An 18,660-nucleotide genomic window follows, 5' to 3' on the forward strand; every position below is an offset into this window, starting at 1 on the left:
GGATTTAAATGCCGTCGAATTGCACGAATTCGTCGAGCGGGACGCGCGCCGAGCGCCACTGGTTGATGGGCGCGTCCGCGTCTTCGTGACCGATCGCCATGCCGCAGAACACCATGCGTTCGCGCGGCAAGGCGAGAAACTCGCCAACGCTCTGCGCGTAGCGCGCCCAGCATTCCTGCGCGCAGCTATGCAGGCCGGCTTCGCGCAGGAGCAGCATCACCGTCTGCAGGAACATGCCGAGGTCGGCCCATTGCGGCGGCCCCATCTGACGATCCACGCTGCAAAAGAGCGCGAGCGGCGCATCGAAAAACGCGTAGTTGCGCGCGAATTGCCGTAGCCGGCCGGGCCGGTCCTCGCGCGCCACATCGATGCTGCGGTAAAGATCCTCGCCCACCTGATAACGACGTTCGCGATACGGCGAACCCAGCTCGCGTGGATACACGTCGTACTCCATCGGCTCGCCCGCCGGCGCCTGCGCAATGCGATCGGCCATGATCGACTTGAGCTTCGCGAGCGATTCGCCGCCCACGACATGGACATGCCACGGCTGCAGATTGCCGCCCGAGGGCGCGCGCGCAGCGGTATCGAGCACGCGGCGCATGATGGCGGGGTCCACCGGATCGGGCAAAAACTGGCGCACGGACTTGCGGCTGGTGACGGCTTCGCTGACCTTCAAGCAGATTCTCCTCGGGGGATCGACGAAGCATTATCGGCGATCCCCCGTGCGGCTGCCGACGCCACATAGGTCCGCGTTGGCGTCAGAACTTGTGTCGGATCCCCACTACGACGAGCGCCTGATTGTCGGCGCCCGAACTCACGCCGAAGTCGCCGATCGATGCCTGCGCAACGACACTCGAACCCTTCGCGTCGAGCGTGTGGCCGCTCGCCTTCTGGTAGCCGGCGAGCGCGGTCCTTGCGAGGCGGCTGCAAGGCCGGTGCGACAACGTTACGGAATGCCCGGCAAGCGGGGAACGAACGATTTCTGCGTTGCTTGAGCGGCGCCGGAGACTTTGCCAAGCGCAGATCGTGCCAGGCGCCGCGCGGGCGCTTTCCCCCGGCGCGCGGAGTCTGCTATAATTCGCGTCCCGCCGGAGAGATGGATGAGCGGTTTAAGTCGCACGCCTGGAAAGCGTGTATAGGTTAATAGCCTATCGGGGGTTCGAATCCCCCTCTCTCCGCCAGAACGAAACGCCGAAACCCCGTAAGCTCAATGGCTTACGGGGTTTTTGTTTTTCAAGCCCGTCAAATAGCCCGCCCGAGAGGGAACAACGTGCGCGAGGCACGTCCAGACGCCCTCAATTACACCCACTCACCGTGCAATACTTGTTGTACACGAGCCCCTTCCCATCCATCCCCGAGATCGTTCTTGTGCCGTTGCCGTAGTTCGTGATCGTCTCGGTCCACGTCGACCCATCGGCGGCCTGCCCCGTGATGAACGTCGTGTCGCCAATGGATGCGCCGGTCTGCTCCCAGGCCTCTCCCGGCAGCTTTTGCTGATACCCGTTGACCGTAGACGTGTTGCCGAAGCGCTGCACCGTGTACGAATTGCCCGATTCGTCGACGCAGTTCTGGAAGGCGTCGTTGCCCCAGCATTTGGCAAAAGCGGCGGGCGCCGCAAAGGCGCCGACAATGATCAGGCTGAGTGCAATGCGCTTCAATGACTTCCCCGAGAAAACGCCTATTTTTCTGGCTCGATTCACCGCGAGTCCCAGCCGGCGGCGCGCGAAATTGTACCGTAGCCGCGAAGGCGATCTACTGGATGCGCCGGACATGCGTGCGTCGCACGCTCCCGCTGGTTATCGGACAAAAAGCGGATGACTTGATGGGCGCAATGAGAACAGCAGCGCCGCCGGTCGTTGAACACTCAACGTTGGAAGGAAGTCCGAATCGACCAGATCAGGCAAGAGAAAAGGACGTCGGGCCGCAGCCCGACGCCGAATTCCCGCGTACTGCTTCGAGGACCGGCGCGGGAACGAGAGGACTTCAGTATCGCCTCGCCCGCCCGTTTTTTAAGTGCTCGACCGCACACCGGCAATCAGGTCCCCACCCTCACGGGTGGCGGATATAGTCCACCAGCGCGAGCGTATACGCGTCCGGCTTGCGATCGAGCAGACTCACGCCGATCGCCACGAGAAAGCCAGCGGGCACACCGAACACGCCCGAGCTGATGGGTTCGATGCCGAACCATCGCGGGCCCGCGAAGCCCGTGAGCTGCGTAAAGAACGGGTACGTGGAGACGATGTAATAGACGCACACGGTCAGGCCCGCAATCATGCCGGCCACGGCGCCCAGACGCGTCGTGCGCTTCCAGAACACGCCAAGCACGAGCACGGGAAAAAGACTCGACGCCGCCAGCGAAAACGCCGCCCCCACCAGAAACAGAATGTTGCCCGCGTTGAGCGACGCCACATACGAGGCAAACAGCGCCACGCCGAGCAGCAGGATCTTCGACATCGTCACGCGCCGTTGGCTCGACGCGCTCGGATCGACCATGTGGTAGTACACGTCGTGCGAAAGCACGTTCGAGATGGTGAGCAGCAGGCCGTCCGCAGTCGAAAGCGCGGCCGCGAGCGCACCTGAGGCGATGAGCCCCGACATCACGTACGGCAGCCCCGCGATTTCCGGTGCCGCGAGCACGACCATGTCGGGCTGCATCTGGATGTCACTCCAGCGCACCACGCCGTCGCCGTTCACATCCGCAATGCTGATGAGGTACGGCTCGACGCGCCGCCACTGCATGACCCACTGCGGCAGATCGTCGAAGCGCTGCCCCATCAGATGCGTGAGGATCTCGAACTTGATCAGCACCGCGAGCACCGGCACGGTCAGATAGAACAGCGCGACGAAAAAGAGCGTCCAGCCCACCGAGCGCCGCGCCGAGGCCACCGAGGTCGTCGTGTTGTAGCGCGTGAGGATGTGCGGCAGGCTCGCCGTGCCAAGCGAAAGGCACAGGAGCAGCGAAAGGAAGTTGCGTTGATGAAGGCGTCGCTCGGCATCGTCGGCGGCGGGAAACGGTTCGTTCATCGGCACGGGCGGCGTGGCGCGCTCGAGCAGGTCGTCGCGCTGGCGCGTCCACACCATGCGCGCAGCGTCCACGTCGCGCGGAAAGGCGTTCAATTCACGCTCGAGCGAATCGATATCGCGCAGCGGGCCGTTGTGGCGGCGCAGGTTCGCGAGCGATTCGACGAGGTGCGTCTTCTCCGCGACGTACGACTGCGGCAGCGTGTCGAGGCGCGTCTGCCATTGCGCCGCGCGCTCGCGGTAGGCGTCGCGCACGGTGGCTTCGGCACTCGCGCCGCGCACGTCGTGCTCGAGCGCTTCCACGCGCTGCATCACGTTGCCGTAATCGACTTGCGGCAGCCAGCCGAGGCCGTCGCGGTGCGCGATCAGCGAAACCGGAATCAGGATGGCCGCGATGAGAATGATGTATTGCGCGACCTGCGTCCACGTCACGGCGCGCATGCCGCCGAGAAACGAACACACGAGAATGCCCGCCAGCCCGCAGAAAATGCCGATGGCGAAATCCACGCCGATGAAGCGCGTGGCGATCAGCCCCACGCCCTGGATCTGCGCGACGAGATAGACGAACGAGCAGAGGATGGTCGCGAGCACGGCGAGCGCACGCACGAGGTTGCTCGAGAAGCGCGTGCCGAGGAAGTCGGGAATCGTGTAGCGGGCGAGCTTGCGCACATACGGCGCGAGCAGGAAGGCGACGAGGCAGTAGCCGCCCGTCCAGCCCATCAGGTAAGCGAGGCCGTCGTAGCCACTCGCGTAGAGCGAACCCGCAAGGCCGATGAACGACGCGGCGGAAAGCCAGTCGGCGGCCGTCGCCATGCCGTTGAAGAACGACGGCACGCGCCGCCCCGCCACGTAGTATTCGACGAGGTCCGAGGTGCGCGAAAGCAGCCCGATCACCGCGTAGACCGCGATCGGCACGAACAGGAACACATAGCCGATCCACATGCCGGGGCCGGTGGAAAGCTCGATCCGCCACATCACATAGACGAAGGCGAGAAAGCCGAGCGTGTACAACGCGTAGGAGCGTATGAGCCGGTGCGCAAGCCTCATCGTTGCTGTGCCTTGCTGGCTTCGCGAATGGCGATGTCGGCTTCGAGCGCGGCTTGCAGCACGCGGTCGGCGCGCTGCATCAGCACGATATAGATCGCGACGAGCAGCACGTAGAGCAGGATCGCGCCCTGTGCGCCGAGGTAGAACGGCAGGCTGAAGCCCGCGAAGCGCAGGCCGGCGAGCTGCCGCGCAAAGAGCGGCGCAACGAACGAGACGAGGAAGCCGATCGTCATCAGCACGGCGATCAGCGCGAGATTGAAGCGCCAGTAGCGCCGATGCGCGCGCGCCATCGCCTCGCTCACCGGGGGCGGCTCGGGCAAGGGATTGAGATTGTTCTGCGGAGTAGTGTGTGGCGCGGCCATGCGCCTGTGTAGCAAAAACGCGTATGGCCGGCAATCCGGGGCAATGCGGGGATCGATGCGGCGCGCGGCGCCAGCCAAGGCGCCGCGCGAACCTCGGCGTTTAGAGCGATTCGCCGAGCTGGTCCAGAATCGCCGGGTTTTCCAGCGTGGAAACGTCCTGCGTGATCGCCTCGCCCTTCGCGAGCGAGCGCAGCAGACGGCGCATGATCTTGCCCGAGCGCGTCTTCGGCAGGTTCTCGCCGAAGCGGATGTCGCGGGGCTTGGCGATCGGCCCGATCTCCTTGCCCACCCAGGCGCGCAGATCGTTGGCGAGCTTCACGGCCTCGTCGCCCTGCGGACGCGTGGCCTTGAGCACCACGAACGCCACCACGGCTTCGCCGGTGGTGTCGTCGGGGCGGCCCACCACGGCGGCTTCGGCCACGAGCGGGTTCGCCACCAGCGCCGACTCGATCTCCATCGTGCCGAGGCGGTGGCCCGAGACGTTCAGCACGTCGTCGATCCGGCCCATGATCGTGAAGTAGCCCGTGTCCTTGTCGCGCACGCTGCCGTCGCCGGCCAGATACAGCTTGCCGCCGAGTTCCTCGGGGAAATAGCCCGACTTGTAGCGCTCGGGTTGTCCCCAGACGTTGCGGATCATCGCGGGCCACGGACGCTTCACGACGAGAATGCCGCCCTGCCCGTTCGGCACGTCCTGGCCGGTTTCGTCGACGATCGCGGCCATGATGCCCGGCAGCGGCAGCGTGCACGAACCCGGCACGAGCGGCGTCGCGCCCGGCAGCGGCGTGATCATGTGGCCGCCGGTTTCGGTTTGCCACCACGTGTCGACGATCGGGCAGCGCTTGCCGCCCACGTTTTCGTAGTACCACATCCACGCTTCGGGATTGATCGGCTCGCCGACCGTGCCGAGAATGCGCAGCGAAGAAAGGTCGTAGCTCTTCGGATGCACCTTCGCGTCGGCTTCGGATGCCTTGATGAGCGAGCGGATCGCCGTGGGCGCGGTGTAGAACACCGTGACCTTGTGCTTGGCGATCATGTCCCAGAAGCGGCCCGCGTTCGGGTACGTGGGCACGCCTTCGAACACGACCTGGGTTGCGCCGATCGTGAGCGGACCATAGGCGATATAACTGTGGCCCGTGATCCAGCCGATGTCGGCCGTGCACCAGAACACGTCCGAGGGCTTGTGATCGAAGGTCCACTTCATCGTTTGCGCGGCCCACAACAGGTAGCCGCCCGTGCTGTGCTGCACGCCCTTCGGCTTGCCCGTCGAGCCCGACGTGTAGAGGATGAAGAGCGGATGTTCCGCGCCTACCGGCACCGGCGCGCACGTATCGCTCTCGGCCGCCGAAAGTTCGTGCATCCACTGGTCGCGGCCTTCGTGCCAGGCGACCTTGCCGCCCGTACGCTTGTAGACGATCACGCTGTGCACCGCTTCGCAGCCGCCCATGGCGAGCGCTTCGTCGGCGATGTTCTTTAGCGGCAGCGCCTTGCCGCCGCGCATCTGTTCGTCGGCGGTGATGAGCGCGACCGCGCCCACGTCGACCATGCGTTCGTTGAGCGACTTCGACGAGAAGCCGCCGAACACGACCGAATGCGTCGCGCCGATGCGCGCGCAAGCCTGCATGGCGACCACGCCTTCCACCGACATCGGCATGTAGATGACCACGCGATCGCCCTTCTTCACGCCGCGTTTCTGCAGCGCATTGGCGAAGCGCGACACGCGCGCGAGCAGGTCCTTGTAGGTGACGTTCGTGACGGTGCCGTCGTCGGCTTCGAAGACGATCGCGACGCGCTCGCCATTGCCCGCTTCGACGTGGCGGTCGAGGCTGTTGTACGAGGCATTGAGTTCGCCGTCTTCGAACCACGTGTAGAACGGCGCCTTCGATTCGTCGAGCACCTTCGTGAAGGGCTTTTGCCAGCTCAGGGTTTCGCGCGCGAGGCGCGCCCAGAAGCCTTCGTAATCGCGTTCGGCTTCGGCGCACAGCGCCTTGTATGCGTCCATGCCGGACACCGTGGCGCCCGCCACCGTTTGCTCGGAAGGCGCAAAGACGCGGCGTTCCTGAAGAACCGATTCAATCGCAGACATCGACAACCCCTTGGTGAAGATGAAACGTCAAATTCGTGGACACGCATGAGCATCTTCAATGCCCGTGCGTGCCGTCTCCGTGCGCCGCCGCCCGCATGCGGGCACGGCGCTATTGGCTTGCGCCGGGAGCCGCCATTGTGGCATCCCGGCATGCATGGGCGCGCGATACAGGCACGATCGTGCGCGATCTTCGCAAACTACCCATGCCGGCAAGATTAAGCGTAGCAACTTACCGGCCACTTACGCGCGCCCATGCAGACCATGCAAGCAGCGCGCCATGGCACGCAAGTAAGCAGACATTTAGAATGCTAACTGAACTGCGCACCCGGATTCCAGCTTGAATCGCTATTCCCTGTTTCTCATTGCCTCGATGCTGCTCGTGGGCAGCAACGTCGGCATCGGCAAGTCGATTGTCGCCTTCATTCCCATACCACTCTTCGCGCTGCTGCGCTTCGTGATCGCTCTCGCGGTGCTCGGTCCGCTCCTGCGACGCTCCAGAATGCAACAGGTGAAGCGCGGCGAATGGATCAATCTGTTCCTTCAGGCGCTGTTTGGGACATTCGGGTTTACGCTGCTGATGCTCGGCGGCGTGCATCGCACGAGCGCGGTCGCGGCCGGCGTCATCACGAGCACGATCCCCGCCGTGGTCGCCCTCTTCTCCTGGCTCTTCCTGCGCGAGCGCCCCGACGCACGCGCGCTCGCTTCCATCGTGCTCGCCATTGCGGGCATCGCGGTCATCAATCTCGCGCACGTGGGCGGCAACGGCGACACCGGCGCCAGTTCGTTGATCGGCAACCTGATGGTGCTCGGCGCGGTGTGCTGCGAATCGCTCTATGTGATCCTGTCGCGCCGTCTCACTCAAACGCTCGCGCCGCTCGATATCTGCGCATACACACATCTGTTCGGCTTTCTGCTGATGCTGCCCGTGGGGCTGTCCGGCGCACTGTCGTTCGATTTCTCGAGCGTGCCCGCGGGCATCTGGTGGCTCGCGCTCTGGTACGGGCTTTCGGCGAGCGTGTTCTCGTTCTGTCTCTGGATGATGGGCATTCGCCACGTGCCGGGCAGCATCGCCGGCGTGTTCACGGCCGTGCTGCCGGTGGCGGCGGCCGTGTATGGCATCGCGTTTCTTGGCGAGCGCCCCACCCCCGCGCACGGCATTGCGCTCGCCTGCGTGGTGGCCGGCATCGGGCTCGCGAGCCTCAAGATGAAGCGCCTGCCGCCGGTGGCCTCGTGACCATTCCGTAATCAGGTTGAAAGTATCGGGGCGCGGGCGGTGCTGCCGGAATCCCGGCGAGCCCGTCCTGCGACGCTGTACAATAGCGCCCGCCCGGCCCCTCACGCGCCTTCTGGCCCCAACCAGACGGCTGCGCTCAAGGCAGCCCCACTTAGGCAGCCCCACTTAGGCAGCCCCGCCCGAATTCGCCACCGTGATTGCCCATGTCCGCCGCACGCCCCCAGCCGCCTTCCGCCGCCGCACCGGGTAAAGCCCGTCGCCGCATGCGTCCGTTGCCCAGCATCATCTTCATGAGCCGCTGGCTGCAGGTGCCGCTCTATCTGGGTCTGATCGTCGCGCAAGCCGTGTACTGCGTGCTGTTCCTCAAGGAGGTCTGGCACCTCGTGAGCCACGCCACCACGCTCGACGAAACCAGCATCATGCTGGCCGTGCTCGGCCTGATCGACGTGGTGATGATCTCGAACCTGCTCATCATGGTGATCGTGGGCGGCTACGAGACCTTCGTCTCGCGCCTGAATCTCGAGGGCCATCCCGACGAGCCCGAATGGCTCGACCACGTGAACGCTGGCGTGCTCAAGGTGAAGCTCGCCATGGCGCTCATCAGCATTTCGTCGATCCATCTGCTCAAAACCTTCATCAATCCCGATGCCGCCTCGACGCATACGGTGATGTGGCAGGTGATCATCCACGTGGCGTTCCTCGTCTCCGCGCTCGTGATGGCGTGGATCGACCGCATCACCACGCATACGCACCCCGAACACTACCAGGAGCTCGCCGCCCGCCATCCGGTGCCAGGCGGGCAGGCCGCGGCGCGTCGAGCGGTTCCCGAGCACGCCGAGTCCGACTGAACCGCGCACACGGCAGACATTATTCAAAACACCCGTCCCCACAGAAGCTAGCCATGACCGTCATCAAACAGGAAGACCTCATCCAGAGCATTGCGGATTCGCTGCAATACATCAGCTACTACCATCCGCAGGACTACATCGAGGCGCTGGGCCGCGCCTACGAACTCGAAGAGAGCCCGGCCGCGAAGGACGCGATCGCGCAGATCCTCACCAACAGCCGCATGTGCGCCGAGGGCAAGCGCCCCATCTGCCAGGACACCGGCATCGTCACGATCTTCGTGAAGGTCGGCATGGACGTGCGTTGGGACGGCGCCACGATGGGCGTGACCGACATGATCAACGAGGGCGTGCGCCGCGGTTACCTGAACCCGGACAACGTGCTGCGCGCCTCGATCGTGAACCCGCCCGAAGGCGGCCGCAAGAACACGAAGGACAATACGCCTGCCGTGATCCATTACGAGATCGTGCCGGGCGACAAGGTCGACGTGCAGGTTGCAGCGAAGGGCGGCGGCTCGGAGAACAAGTCGAAGTTCGTGATGCTGAACCCGTCCGACTCGATCGTCGACTGGGTGCTCAAGACCGTGCCGACGATGGGCGCGGGCTGGTGCCCGCCGGGCATGCTCGGCATCGGCATCGGCGGCACCGCCGAGAAGGCGATGCTGATGGCGAAGGAATCGCTCATGGAGTCGATCGACATCCAGGAGATCATCAAGCGCGGTCCGAAGGACTGGGTCGAAGAACTGCGTGTGGAACTGCACGAGAAGGTCAACGCGCTCGGCATCGGCGCGCAGGGTCTGGGCGGCCTCGCCACCGTGCTCGACGTCAAGATCATGGCCACGGCCACGCACGCGGCTTCGAAGCCCGTCGCGATGATCCCGAACTGCGCCGCCACGCGCCACGCGCACTTCGTGCTCGACGGCTCGGGCCCGGCGAAGCTCGAAGCGCCCTCGCTCGACGCATGGCCGAAGGTCAACTGGGAACCGAACACGGAAACGAGCAAGCGCGTCGACCTCAACACGCTCACGCCGGAAGAAGTCGCTTCGTGGAAGCCGGGCCAGACGCTGCTGCTCTCGGGCAAGATGCTCACGGGCCGCGACGCCGCGCACAAGCGCATCGCCGACATGCTCGCCAAGGGCGAGAAGCTGCCGGTGGACTTCAAGAACCGCGTGATCTACTACGTCGGCCCGGTCGATCCGGTGCGCGACGAAGTGGTTGGCCCGGCTGGTCCCACCACCGCTACGCGCATGGACAAGTTCACGGAGCTGATGCTCTCGCAAACGGGCCTCATCTCGATGGTCGGCAAGGCCGAGCGCGGCCCGGTCGCCATCGAGGCGATCAAGAAGCACAAGGCGGCTTACCTGATGGCGGTGGGCGGTGCGGCTTACCTCGTGTCGAAGGCGATCCGCGGCTCGAAGGTCCTCGCGTTCGAAGACCTCGGCATGGAAGCCATCTACGAGTTCGACGTGCAGGACATGCCGGTGACGGTCGCCGTCGATTCGTCGGGCACCTCGGTCCACAAGACCGGCCCTGCCGAATGGCAGGCGAAGATTGGCAAGATTCCGGTCGCCACGGTTTGATGCCTGCCTGATGCCTGTTTAAAAACCGGGGCCGCGCGCCCCGGTTTTTTTTGCGTCACGCGAGGCGTACTGAGATTAATTCTCAGCACTGAGTAAATCGCCGATATTTACCGCAATTCAATGTGGATTCGGCCTTGGCTTTTGTGTATTGAGCGTTTATTGTTGGAAACCAGTCACCGCCCCACAAAGAAAGGAAAGACTATGCAAGGCGACAAGAAGGTCATCGAATATCTGAACGCGCAGCTCAAGAACGAGCTCACGGCTATCAATCAGTATTTCCTGCATGCCCGCATGTACAAGCACTGGGGCCTCGAGAAACTCGGCAAGCATGAATATGACGAATCGATCGGTGAAATGAAGCATGCCGATATGCTCATCGAGCGTATTTTCATGCTCGACGGTCTGCCGAACCTCCAGGACCTGCATAAGCTGCTGATTGGCGAAGAAACCAAGGAAATTCTCGAGTGCGATTTGAAGCTCGAACAAATTTCACAGTCCACCTGCAAGGAAGCGATTGTTTATTGCGAATCGGTACGCGACTTCGTTTCGCGCGAGATTTTCGTGACGATTCTCGAAGACACCGAAGAGCACATCGACTGGCTCGAAACGCAGATCGACCTCATCGGCAAGATCGGCATCCAGAATTACCAGCAGTCGGCCATGGGTTCGGTAGAATCCTGATCGCGCGCCTCGCGCCCGCGCGCGTCCGTCCGCCTTGCGGGTGCGCCCCAACCCTTTTGCGCCCATCCCCGTGAACCTTCCGGCCTCTTCCAGCGCTGCGCCCATCGGCATCTTCGACTCCGGCCTCGGCGGCCTGTCGGTGCTGCGCGCCGTGCGCGCGCTGTTGCCCGCCGAGCGGCTCGTGTATGCCGCCGACTCGCGCTACGCCCCCTACGGCCAGCGCGACGACGACTTCATCGCCGACCGCACGCTCGCGATCTGCGAATGGCTCGTGGCGCAGGGCGCGAAGGCGCTGGTGGTGGCCTGCAACACGGCCACGGCGCAATCCATTGCGCTCGTGCGCGAGCGGCTCTCCATCCCGCTCATCGGGGTGGAGCCGGGGATCAAACCGGCGGCACTGGTCTCGAAATCGCGCGTGGCGGGCGTCCTCGCCACCCAGGTCACGCTGCGCAGCGCGCGCTTTCAGGCGCTCGTGGAGCGCCACGCGGCCGACCTGCGCGTGCTGTGCCAGCCGGGCCATGGCCTCGTGGAAGCCGTGGAGCGCTGCGACATCGGTTCAGCCGAATTGCTCGCGCTGCTGCGCGCATACGTCGAGCCCATGCTCGACGCGGGCGCGGACACGCTCGTGCTCGGCTGCACGCACTACCCGTTTCTCGACGCGGCGATCCGCTCGATCGTCGGCGAACGCATGACGCTCGTCGACACGAGCGTCGCCATCGCCCGGCAGCTCGAACGCGTGCTCGACCAGCACGGCCTGCGCGCGAGCGGCGAGCCGGCCGGCGCGGGCAGCGACGAGATTCGCTTCTGCTCGACGAGCGACGGCGCACACCTGCGCGAACTGGCGGCCGCGCTGCTGGGTCTGAACGCCAACGTCGAGCGCGTGGTCATCCCCTCGCGCCGCACGCGGCAACTGGAAGCGAACGCGGCCTGACGCGCCGGCGCCACACGCCGCGCGCGATGCGAGGTTCGCGATTCGCGCCTCGCCCTGGCGTTCACGTTTCAACCCCGTTTCTACCCATCTGACTCACCCGCCTCGTTGAGCCTCGCTCCTGCCAGAAGTCCCCTGGTGGGCTCCCGCGGCAATGCGCCACCCTGCCGACAGTAACGCAACGGATAAGCTCTAGGCGGCTCACCAAACGCCTTGACGAGCGCCCCACCCTGGCTCGCCTTTTCCTGACGCAAAGCAAAACCCCTGCTAGGCCTCCGGTTATGTTACAAAAAATCCGCCTACGCGCTTGCCAAACCCAGCAAACATAATGATAATAATTCGCATTAACTCTCTCTATTGCGGTCCATCATGATTGTCTGCGTTTGCAAATCCGTCTCCGACCGGACGATCCGCGCCTCCATTCAGGAAGGCATGGATTCTTTCGACGAGCTGCAGTTCGAGCTCGGCGTCGCGACCTGCTGCGGCAAGTGCGAAGAATCCGTTCGTGACGTGATGGCGCAAAGCGGTGTCTGTGCGAGCCGCTGCGGGGTCACGCAACCGGCGCACCCCGCCGTGGTCCCCCATGCGGTTCCGCTCACGTTTTACGAGCGCAAGGCTGCCTGAAGCCATGACGCGCATCCGGCCACCGATGCGCGTCCGCCCCGTCCGCCCGTTTAGCCAAAGGCGCCTCAGGCGCCACGCGCCGCGGACGTCAAATCGCCGCCGACAGCAAGCCCGTCTCCCGACCAGCCAGCTACCGCTCGTACCCCTCAAAGGAGGTCGTGATGGAACTGCTGCTCGGATTCGTAACGACGTTGTGCATCTCGCTGTTGATCTTTCGCAAATAAAGCTGCCCGACACGACGCGTAGGTTCGCCTGCGCGCCGTCGTCCGCATGGCAGCCACGCTAAACATGCAGGCTTTCCAAACCACCGCTGGCACGCTGCCGACTCCCTCCGTTCGCGTCAATCGCCGTGTCGTCACGGCGAGCGCGATCGTGGTCGCGCTGCATGCCGCGCTCATCGCCGTCGTGCTGATGAAGCGCGAACCCGTGACGCCCGTCGCGCTCCAGTCGCAGACGATGATGGCCGAACTGCTCAAGCCCGAGCCGGTCTCCGCCCCGGCTGCAATCCAGTCCACGCCCACGCCGCCTCCGCCCAAGCCGGTCCCGCACGTGACGCGCGAGAAGCCGAAGGTCCAGCCCAAGCCCAAGCCCACTCCGCTGCCCGTGGCCGAAGCGCCCTCGCAGCACGCGATCGAGTCGGCCGCGCCCACTGCGCCTACGCCGCCGGCTCCCACGCCGCCCGCGCCCGCTCCGCAAGCCGCGGCGGCCACGGACGCGAAGCCGACCATGGCGCTCTCGGCGCCGAAGAACGTCTCGCACCTCGACTGCCGCATCGTGCAGCCCGACTACCCGACGCTCTCGCGCCGGCGCGGCGAAACCGGCACGGCATTCGTGCACTTCGTCGTGGGCCTCACGGGCAAGATCGAGAACATCGAGCTGAAGAAGTCGAGCGGCTCCAGCCGCCTCGACGACGCCGCGCTCGACGCGATGCGCCAGAGCTCGTGCAAGCCGTACCTGGAAAACGGCGAAGCCGTCCGCGCGGCCTATACGCAACCATTCGAGTTCAGCCTGAATAATTGACGGGCTGAAGCCACACGCTTTCATGAATTGAATAAAGAGGATCAGGAATGCAGAACTACGGTATCGCCCACGTCTGGGCGCAAGGGGATTTCGTGACACGCGGCATCGCGCTCGCGCTGTTGATCATGTCGGTGCTGTCGTGGTGCGTGATCGTCGTGAAGGGCTGGAATGTCGCGCGCCTCAAACGCCTCACGAAGAACGCCGAGCAGCAGTTCTGGCACTCGGACGATCTCGCCGACGGCGTGAAGAAGCTCGGCAGCGGCTCGCGTGAAGACAACCCGTTCCTCGCACTTGCGCTGTCGGGCCAGGAAGCCGCCGACCACCATCACCAGACGCAGCCGCATCTGCACGACCGCATGGACGTGTCGGACTGGGTCACGCGCTGCCTCAAGGACACGATGGACGAATCGGTCGCGAAGATGCAAAGCGGCCTCGCCATTCTCGCCTCGATCGGCAGCACGGCGCCGTTCGTCGGCCTGTTCGGCACGGTGTGGGGCATCTATCACGCACTGCTTACGATCGGCGCGACGGGTCAAACCTCGATCGACGCCGTGGCCGGCCCGGTTGGCGAAGCGCTCATCATGACGGCCTTCGGCCTCTTTGTCGCGATTCCCGCCGTGCTCGGCTACAACGCCCTCACCCGCGCCAACAAGGCGATCGTCACGAAGCTCAACCGCTTCGCGCACGGCCTGCATGCCTTCTTCGTGACGGGCGCGCGCCTCACCTCGACCGCACGTGGCGGCGCGAAGGAAGGCAGCAACACGAGCAACCTGCGTGTCGCTGCGCGCAGCCACTAAAGAGCGGAGGCAAGCATCATGGCGATGAGCCCCTTTGCCAGCGACGACGACGATGGCCTGATGAACGAAATCAACATGACGCCGCTCGTCGACGTCATGTTGGTTCTCCTGATCGTTTTCATGGTGACGATTCCCGTGATCCGTCACGCCGTGAAGATCGACCTGCCGCATGCGAGCAGTCAGAAGGAAGACAGCAAGCCCGCGCAGATCAACATCTCGATCGAAGCGGACGGCACGGTGCTGTGGGACGGCACGCAGGTCGACGACGCGGCGCTGAACCAGAAGATCGCAGCCGCGGCGCAAACGACGCCGCAACCGGAACTGCATCTGAATGCGGACCGCAAGGTGCAGTACGAACGCGTGGCCCAGGTGATGTCTGCCGCGCAAAGCGGCGGCCTCACGAAGCTCGGCTTCGTCACCGACCCTGCGCATCACTGATCGCGTCACTGCACGCAGCACGCAAAATTGAGCGGTACAAAGTAAAAGGCCTTCATCGTCAGATGAAGGCCTTTTTTCGTGCGCACGCGGCGCATTCGGGCGGTGGCGGCGACTCCCCGACAATCGATCGGTTCACACCGGCACATGCGACTGCCGTGGGCAACACGGACTGCGCTTTCGGCCCTGAAGGCCCACTATGATAGCGGCCATCAATCCCCACTCAAGACCGGTGCTTGGCGAGGAGGACTTCAATATATTCCTCTCGCTTCGTACCTTCAAGAGTTAGGCCATTGAAAGTAGCGATGGCCGCTCACGCTTGAATGCCTAAAAACAAATGGCGCTAGACGTTGCGCACAAATGCACTGCATGAAAACTCAAGTTTCATACAAGCGCACGCGCGTGCACGTTCGCAAAGCTTCATGCAGTTTCGATCCTGCTTGTGCTCTTTGTGCGCGAGAGCCCAACCTTGCCGCTGGATGCATTCTCCGTTTCTGCCTGCGTTCCAGGCGCAGCGATCTCGCTTCTGAGCGGACATTCCTGCTGCAAGCCCTTATCGGCATCGAGCACTTCGACGAGGTAATCGACGAAGGCACGCACGGCCGGAACCATGCCCTGGCGCGAGAGAAATACCGCATAGAGCTGCGGCACCGGCAGCGTCCAGCCCGGCATCACCGGAGAAAGCTTGCCTGAGCGCAGCGCGGCGCCATACATCATCTCCGGCAAGGCCGCGATGCCGAGGCCCTGCAGCGCCGCTTCACGGATCGTCGTGAGGTCCGCGGTGATGAGGCGCGGCTCGTGTTCGTGCGCGTGGCGCGTGCCATCGGGCGCGATGAGCTGGAACACGTGGCGGCCGTCGCCCGTGGGCGTATCGAGCGTTTCGAAGCGCGCGAGGTCTTCCGGCGTGAGCGGCGGCGCGTTCTGCGCGAGCAGGCTCGGCGCGCCCACCAGCATCTGCTCGGTGCGCCACAACGGACGCACCACGATATTGGCGTTCTGCGGCGGCTCCGAGCGCACGCGCAGCGCGATATCCACGGAATCTTCGAACAGGTCGATCACGCGGTTCGTCACGCGCATCACCACCCGCACCTCGGGGTAGCGATGCATGAATTCCGGTATGACCTGCGAAAAGATCGTTTGCGAAAGCGTGACGGGCACGCTCACGCGCACCGTGCCGCGCGGCGACGAGCGCAGCGACTGAACGACGTTCACCGCGGCCTGCGCCTCGGCGAGCATCGAGCGGCAATGCTGGTAGAAGAGTTCGCCCGCTTCCGTGAGCGCAAGCTTGCGCGTGGAACGCTGCAACAGGCGCACGCCGAGCGAGGCCTCGAGTTCGCTCACCCGCCTCGACAGACGCGACTTCGAGATGCCGAGCACGCGTTCGGCAGCGGAAAAGCCGCCATGCTCGATCACCTGCGAGAAGTACATCAGGTCGTTGAGGTTATGCGAATCGATTTTCATGTCGTCGTTCCAGCGATGGGACAATCCATTGCGATGAGGCCGTAAAACAGGCCAAATTGGCTACCTATAATAGCGGTTTGTTTCGCATATAACGCAATTCCCACAATTCGAGGTGATATCCATGACCACGACCCGTACGATTGAGCGCGTTTATCCCGCGGTTCGCACCACCGAGGGTGGCGGATTCATCGTCCATCGGCCGTTTCCGACCCGCCAGTTGATGGACTTCGATCCGTTCCTGCTGCTCGACGAAATGGGCCCCGTCGATTACGCCCCCGGCGAGGCCAAGGGCGCGCCCGACCATCCGCACCGCGGCTTCGAAACCGTCACCTATATGGTCGAAGGCCGCTTCGGCCACAAGGACTCGGCGGGCCATTCGGGCACGCTGCGACCCGGCGACGTGCAATGGATGACGGCCGGCGCGGGCGTGATCCACAGCGAGATGCCCGACCCCGAATTCACGCGTACGGGCGGCCGCATGCATGGCCTGCAGCTGTGGGTGAATCTGCCCGCGCGCGACAAGATGATGGCGCCGCGCTACCAGGAGCTGCCCACGGAACAGATTCCGGTGGGCCGCTCGAAGGACGGCAAGGTTGCGGTGAAGGTGATCGCCGGCGAAGCGCTGGGCGTGAAGGCCGCGATCGAAACGCGCACACCCATCCTCTACCAGCACTTCACGCTCGCGCCCGGCGCGCGCGTGGAGCAGCCGGTGCCGAGCGACTATCGCGTGTTTGCGTACGGTCTCTCGGGCAAGGGTCTTTACGGGCCCGACGCGCAGGCCATCGACGCCCAGCAGATGGTGACCTTCGCGAGCGACGGCGACACCGTCACGCTCGCCGCCCCGGCCGACGCGAGCGCGCCGCTCAGCGTCCTGCTGATCGGCGGCGTGCCGCTGAACGAGCCGGTCGTGCGCTACGGCCCGTTCGTCATGAACACGGAGCAGGAGATCCGCGAGGCCGTGCTCGACTATCAGGCCGGGCGCATGGGGCGCATCGCTCACTGAAGCCGGACGGCGCAGCGACGCGGGTTTCCGAAGCATCGCCACAGGCCCGCCCGCTTTCCGTCACAATAAGGTTTCTGGGGCGCGCATCGCAGGTTGCGCGCCCGTCCCTCTTTAACCGTCCCGCCCGCGAGGAGCGCATGGCCGAACCCGCAGTCACCGCACACATTGGCTCGACGAACTACCAGGTCCAGTTCGACGACGGCACCCACACCTGGATCGCCGACGAACCCGCCTCGCTCGGCGGCGGCGACCGCGGACCGTCGCCTTTCTCGCTGTTGCTCTCGAGCCTTGGCGCCTGCACCTCCATCACGCTGAAGATGTATGCGCAGCGCAAGGAGTGGCCGCTCGAAGGCGTACGCGTGAAGCTCACGATGGAAACCGGCAGCGAAGGCACGAAGATCGACCGCCAGATCGTGCTCGAAGGCGCGCTCACCGACGAGCAGCGCGAGCGCCTGCTGCAGATCGCCAACGCCTGCCCGGTCCACAAGGTCCTCACGAACACGATCACGATCCGCACGGGTCTCGTCGTCGCTTGAGCGGCGACGCGCGGACACAGACACAGGAAGGCGCCGCCTTGAATTTCGAACACCTCATCCAGATCAACGATCCGCTGAATCCGCTCGTCGAGGCCATGACGCGCGAACAGCTCTGGGAAGGGCTCGTGCTGCGCGCCGAGCAGCCACAGCTCTTCGTGATCGGGCTCGACAGCTGCACGATCCTCTCGCGCACCGAGAGCACGATGGAACGCGAGTTGCACTATGGCCACGCCACGGTACGCGATCGCGTCACGCTCACGCCCAACGAGAGCGTGCGCTACGACATCATGGCGACCGCCGAGTACGTGGGCGGCTCGCTCACGATGACGATCGAGCAGCCCGACGAGCTGCAGCTCTTTCTGCGCTTCGAGTACCGCACGACGCTGCCCACCGCCGATACCGAGGACGACCGGCAGACTTCCGAGATCGTGAAGTCGGCCTATCGCGAGTCGGACATCGACACCGTGCGTCTCATCCGCCAGTTCGTGCAGGGCGACGGCAGCGCGCCGAACGCGCTGCACTGAAGCCTCCGGCGCTTGCCCTCCTGCGCGGCACGGCGAGCGCCGATTCACACGACAGCACGCTTCGGTTCAGGCTATCGGCATTCGATTCCGATGAATATCTCGTAGTTGCAAATACGAACTATTATCATTTAGAATTCATCCATCGAATCGAGACAAAGACGTGACGTTCATGACCGAACTGAACCGCACCTCCACACTAAGCTTGCGCCGCAACGGCAGCTCGGCATTGACCAGCGCGCGGCCCAAGCCTGCCGTCGCCCAGCCGAAGCCGCGCAAGAGCGCCGAGCCGGCGGCCGCCGCGGCAAGCGACGAGAGGAAACTGGATAGCGCGGCGCTGCTGCAAGGCCGCAGCCATGTGAGCATCATGCACAACGGCGAAACGTATCAGCTGCGGGCCACCCGGCTCGGCAAGCTGATCCTGACGAAATAGGTTTCACGCAGGTTTCAACCGGGTATTGTGGGGACCGCCTCCACCGAGA

Annotated in this window: 19 protein-coding genes, 1 tRNA gene and 1 pseudogene; 14 read left to right on the forward strand and 7 right to left on the reverse strand. The window is 64.3% G+C overall.

The window, feature by feature from the left end; genetic code table 11:
* Nucleotides 1-4: 4 nt before the first annotated feature.
* Together AB4Y35_RS15460 and AB4Y35_RS15465 are read right to left on the reverse strand one after the other, a co-directional pair.
* Nucleotides 5-676 carry a nitroreductase gene (locus AB4Y35_RS15460; RefSeq protein WP_368704985.1) on the reverse strand — a complete coding sequence of 224 codons (672 nt, stop codon included), beginning with the start codon at nucleotides 674-676 and terminating at the stop codon, nucleotides 5-7.
* Between the two features lie 82 nt (nucleotides 677-758).
* A pseudogene (locus tag AB4Y35_RS15465) lies at nucleotides 759-908 on the reverse strand (porin); the annotation flags it as partial.
* A 182-nt stretch (nucleotides 909-1,090) separates the two neighbouring features.
* Here AB4Y35_RS15465 and AB4Y35_RS15470 point away from each other — a divergent pair.
* Nucleotides 1,091-1,181: transfer RNA gene (locus AB4Y35_RS15470), tRNA-Ser, on the forward strand.
* 114 nt (nucleotides 1,182-1,295) lie between these two features.
* Here AB4Y35_RS15470 and AB4Y35_RS15475 read toward each other — a convergent pair.
* The 4 genes from AB4Y35_RS15475 to acs all read right to left on the reverse strand — a co-directional run bounded on the left by AB4Y35_RS15475 (nucleotide 1,296) and on the right by acs (nucleotide 6,513).
* A complete protein-coding gene (locus AB4Y35_RS15475) occupies nucleotides 1,296-1,658 on the reverse strand; it encodes a hypothetical protein (protein WP_368686554.1) in 363 nt (120 codons plus the stop codon).
* 391 nt (nucleotides 1,659-2,049) lie between these two features.
* Nucleotides 2,050-4,068 carry a sodium:solute symporter family protein gene (locus AB4Y35_RS15480; protein ID WP_368704986.1) on the reverse strand — a complete coding sequence of 673 codons (2,019 nt, stop codon included), beginning with the start codon at nucleotides 4,066-4,068 and terminating at the stop codon, nucleotides 2,050-2,052.
* A complete protein-coding gene (locus AB4Y35_RS15485) occupies nucleotides 4,065-4,430 on the reverse strand; it encodes a DUF4212 domain-containing protein (RefSeq protein WP_342921918.1) in 366 nt (121 codons plus the stop codon). Before AB4Y35_RS15485 ends, AB4Y35_RS15480 begins: the two co-directional genes overlap by 4 nt.
* 100 nt (nucleotides 4,431-4,530) lie before the next feature.
* A complete protein-coding gene (acs, locus tag AB4Y35_RS15490; RefSeq protein ID WP_368704987.1) occupies nucleotides 4,531-6,513 on the reverse strand; it encodes an acetate--CoA ligase in 1,983 nt (660 codons plus the stop codon).
* 337 nt (nucleotides 6,514-6,850) lie between these two features.
* Here acs and AB4Y35_RS15495 point away from each other — a divergent pair, with 337 nt between their 5' ends.
* The 9 genes from AB4Y35_RS15495 (at nucleotide 6,851) to AB4Y35_RS15535 (ending at nucleotide 14,660) form a co-directional block, all read left to right on the forward strand.
* Entirely contained in the window at nucleotides 6,851-7,747 is an 897-nt protein-coding gene (locus AB4Y35_RS15495) for a DMT family transporter (RefSeq protein ID WP_368704988.1), read from the forward strand.
* A gap of 203 nt (nucleotides 7,748-7,950) precedes the next feature.
* Complete coding sequence (locus AB4Y35_RS15500; protein WP_342921915.1) at nucleotides 7,951-8,595, forward strand: TIGR00645 family protein; 645 nt, start codon at nucleotides 7,951-7,953, stop codon at nucleotides 8,593-8,595.
* Between the two features lie 53 nt (nucleotides 8,596-8,648).
* Nucleotides 8,649-10,172, forward strand: coding sequence for a fumarate hydratase (locus AB4Y35_RS15505; RefSeq protein WP_368704989.1), 1,524 nt, complete (start codon nucleotides 8,649-8,651; stop codon nucleotides 10,170-10,172).
* 201 nt (nucleotides 10,173-10,373) lie between these two features.
* The gene (bfr, locus tag AB4Y35_RS15510; RefSeq protein WP_110857464.1) at nucleotides 10,374-10,853 is read left to right on the forward strand and encodes a bacterioferritin; all 480 of its coding nucleotides are present in this window, start codon (nucleotides 10,374-10,376) and stop codon (nucleotides 10,851-10,853) included.
* A 70-nt stretch (nucleotides 10,854-10,923) separates the two neighbouring features.
* On the forward strand, nucleotides 10,924-11,784 hold the full coding sequence (gene murI, locus AB4Y35_RS15515) for a glutamate racemase (RefSeq protein ID WP_368704990.1): 861 nt from the start codon (nucleotides 10,924-10,926) through the stop codon (nucleotides 11,782-11,784).
* A gap of 366 nt (nucleotides 11,785-12,150) precedes the next feature.
* A complete protein-coding gene (locus tag AB4Y35_RS15520) occupies nucleotides 12,151-12,405 on the forward strand; it encodes a bacterioferritin-associated ferredoxin (RefSeq protein ID WP_028208420.1) in 255 nt (84 codons plus the stop codon).
* A 288-nt stretch (nucleotides 12,406-12,693) separates the two neighbouring features.
* Entirely contained in the window at nucleotides 12,694-13,425 is a 732-nt protein-coding gene (locus AB4Y35_RS15525) for an energy transducer TonB (protein ID WP_368704991.1), read from the forward strand.
* Between the two features lie 47 nt (nucleotides 13,426-13,472).
* Nucleotides 13,473-14,222 (forward strand): MotA/TolQ/ExbB proton channel family protein, encoded by a 750-nt coding sequence (locus AB4Y35_RS15530; protein ID WP_368704992.1) that lies wholly within the window; start codon nucleotides 13,473-13,475, stop codon nucleotides 14,220-14,222.
* Nucleotides 14,223-14,240: 18 nt separating this feature from the next.
* The gene (locus tag AB4Y35_RS15535; RefSeq protein ID WP_324161023.1) at nucleotides 14,241-14,660 is read left to right on the forward strand and encodes a biopolymer transporter ExbD; all 420 of its coding nucleotides are present in this window, start codon (nucleotides 14,241-14,243) and stop codon (nucleotides 14,658-14,660) included.
* A gap of 417 nt (nucleotides 14,661-15,077) precedes the next feature.
* On the opposite strand, the gene AB4Y35_RS15540 is transcribed toward AB4Y35_RS15535, so the two are convergent.
* A complete protein-coding gene (locus AB4Y35_RS15540) occupies nucleotides 15,078-16,118 on the reverse strand; it encodes a LysR family transcriptional regulator (RefSeq protein WP_368694601.1) in 1,041 nt (346 codons plus the stop codon).
* A gap of 121 nt (nucleotides 16,119-16,239) precedes the next feature.
* Here AB4Y35_RS15540 and AB4Y35_RS15545 point away from each other — a divergent pair, with 121 nt between their 5' ends.
* The 4 genes from AB4Y35_RS15545 (at nucleotide 16,240) to hemP (ending at nucleotide 18,611) form a co-directional block, all read left to right on the forward strand.
* Nucleotides 16,240-17,121, forward strand: a complete 882-nt coding sequence (locus AB4Y35_RS15545) for a pirin family protein (RefSeq protein ID WP_368704993.1) — start codon at nucleotides 16,240-16,242, stop codon at nucleotides 17,119-17,121.
* A gap of 137 nt (nucleotides 17,122-17,258) precedes the next feature.
* The gene (locus AB4Y35_RS15550) at nucleotides 17,259-17,657 is read left to right on the forward strand and encodes an OsmC family protein (RefSeq protein WP_368686564.1); all 399 of its coding nucleotides are present in this window, start codon (nucleotides 17,259-17,261) and stop codon (nucleotides 17,655-17,657) included.
* A gap of 38 nt (nucleotides 17,658-17,695) precedes the next feature.
* Nucleotides 17,696-18,181, forward strand: coding sequence for an SRPBCC family protein (locus tag AB4Y35_RS15555; protein WP_321926936.1), 486 nt, complete (start codon nucleotides 17,696-17,698; stop codon nucleotides 18,179-18,181).
* Between the two features lie 169 nt (nucleotides 18,182-18,350).
* Complete coding sequence (hemP, locus tag AB4Y35_RS15560) at nucleotides 18,351-18,611, forward strand: hemin uptake protein HemP (protein WP_368686565.1); 261 nt, start codon at nucleotides 18,351-18,353, stop codon at nucleotides 18,609-18,611.
* The last annotated feature ends 49 nt before the right edge of the window (nucleotides 18,612-18,660 follow it).

The sequence above is a fragment of the Paraburkholderia sp. EG286A genome (assembly GCF_040965375.1).
Taxonomy (GTDB): Bacteria; Pseudomonadota; Gammaproteobacteria; order Burkholderiales; family Burkholderiaceae; genus Paraburkholderia.

Bases quoted from the DNA above. Each gene is read 5' to 3' on its own strand.
- AB4Y35_RS15480 (WP_368704986.1), bottom strand. From the start codon at position 4,068: ATGAGGCTTGCGCACCGGCTCATACGCTCCTACGCGTTGTACACGCTC.
- AB4Y35_RS15485 (WP_342921918.1), bottom strand. From the start codon at position 4,430: ATGGCCGCGCCACACACTACTCCGCAGAACAATCTCAATCCCTTGCCC.
- acs (WP_368704987.1), bottom strand. From the start codon at position 6,513: ATGTCTGCGATTGAATCGGTTCTTCAGGAACGCCGCGTCTTTGCGCCT.
- AB4Y35_RS15500 (WP_342921915.1), top strand. From the start codon at position 7,951: ATGTCCGCCGCACGCCCCCAGCCGCCTTCCGCCGCCGCACCGGGTAAA.
- AB4Y35_RS15505 (WP_368704989.1), top strand. From the start codon at position 8,649: ATGACCGTCATCAAACAGGAAGACCTCATCCAGAGCATTGCGGATTCG.
- bfr (WP_110857464.1), top strand. From the start codon at position 10,374: ATGCAAGGCGACAAGAAGGTCATCGAATATCTGAACGCGCAGCTCAAG.
- AB4Y35_RS15520 (WP_028208420.1), top strand. From the start codon at position 12,151: ATGATTGTCTGCGTTTGCAAATCCGTCTCCGACCGGACGATCCGCGCC.
- AB4Y35_RS15525 (WP_368704991.1), top strand. From the start codon at position 12,694: ATGCAGGCTTTCCAAACCACCGCTGGCACGCTGCCGACTCCCTCCGTT.
- AB4Y35_RS15530 (WP_368704992.1), top strand. From the start codon at position 13,473: ATGCAGAACTACGGTATCGCCCACGTCTGGGCGCAAGGGGATTTCGTG.
- AB4Y35_RS15535 (WP_324161023.1), top strand. From the start codon at position 14,241: ATGGCGATGAGCCCCTTTGCCAGCGACGACGACGATGGCCTGATGAAC.
- AB4Y35_RS15540 (WP_368694601.1), bottom strand. From the start codon at position 16,118: ATGAAAATCGATTCGCATAACCTCAACGACCTGATGTACTTCTCGCAG.
- AB4Y35_RS15545 (WP_368704993.1), top strand. From the start codon at position 16,240: ATGACCACGACCCGTACGATTGAGCGCGTTTATCCCGCGGTTCGCACC.
- AB4Y35_RS15550 (WP_368686564.1), top strand. From the start codon at position 17,259: ATGGCCGAACCCGCAGTCACCGCACACATTGGCTCGACGAACTACCAG.
- hemP (WP_368686565.1), top strand. From the start codon at position 18,351: ATGACCGAACTGAACCGCACCTCCACACTAAGCTTGCGCCGCAACGGC.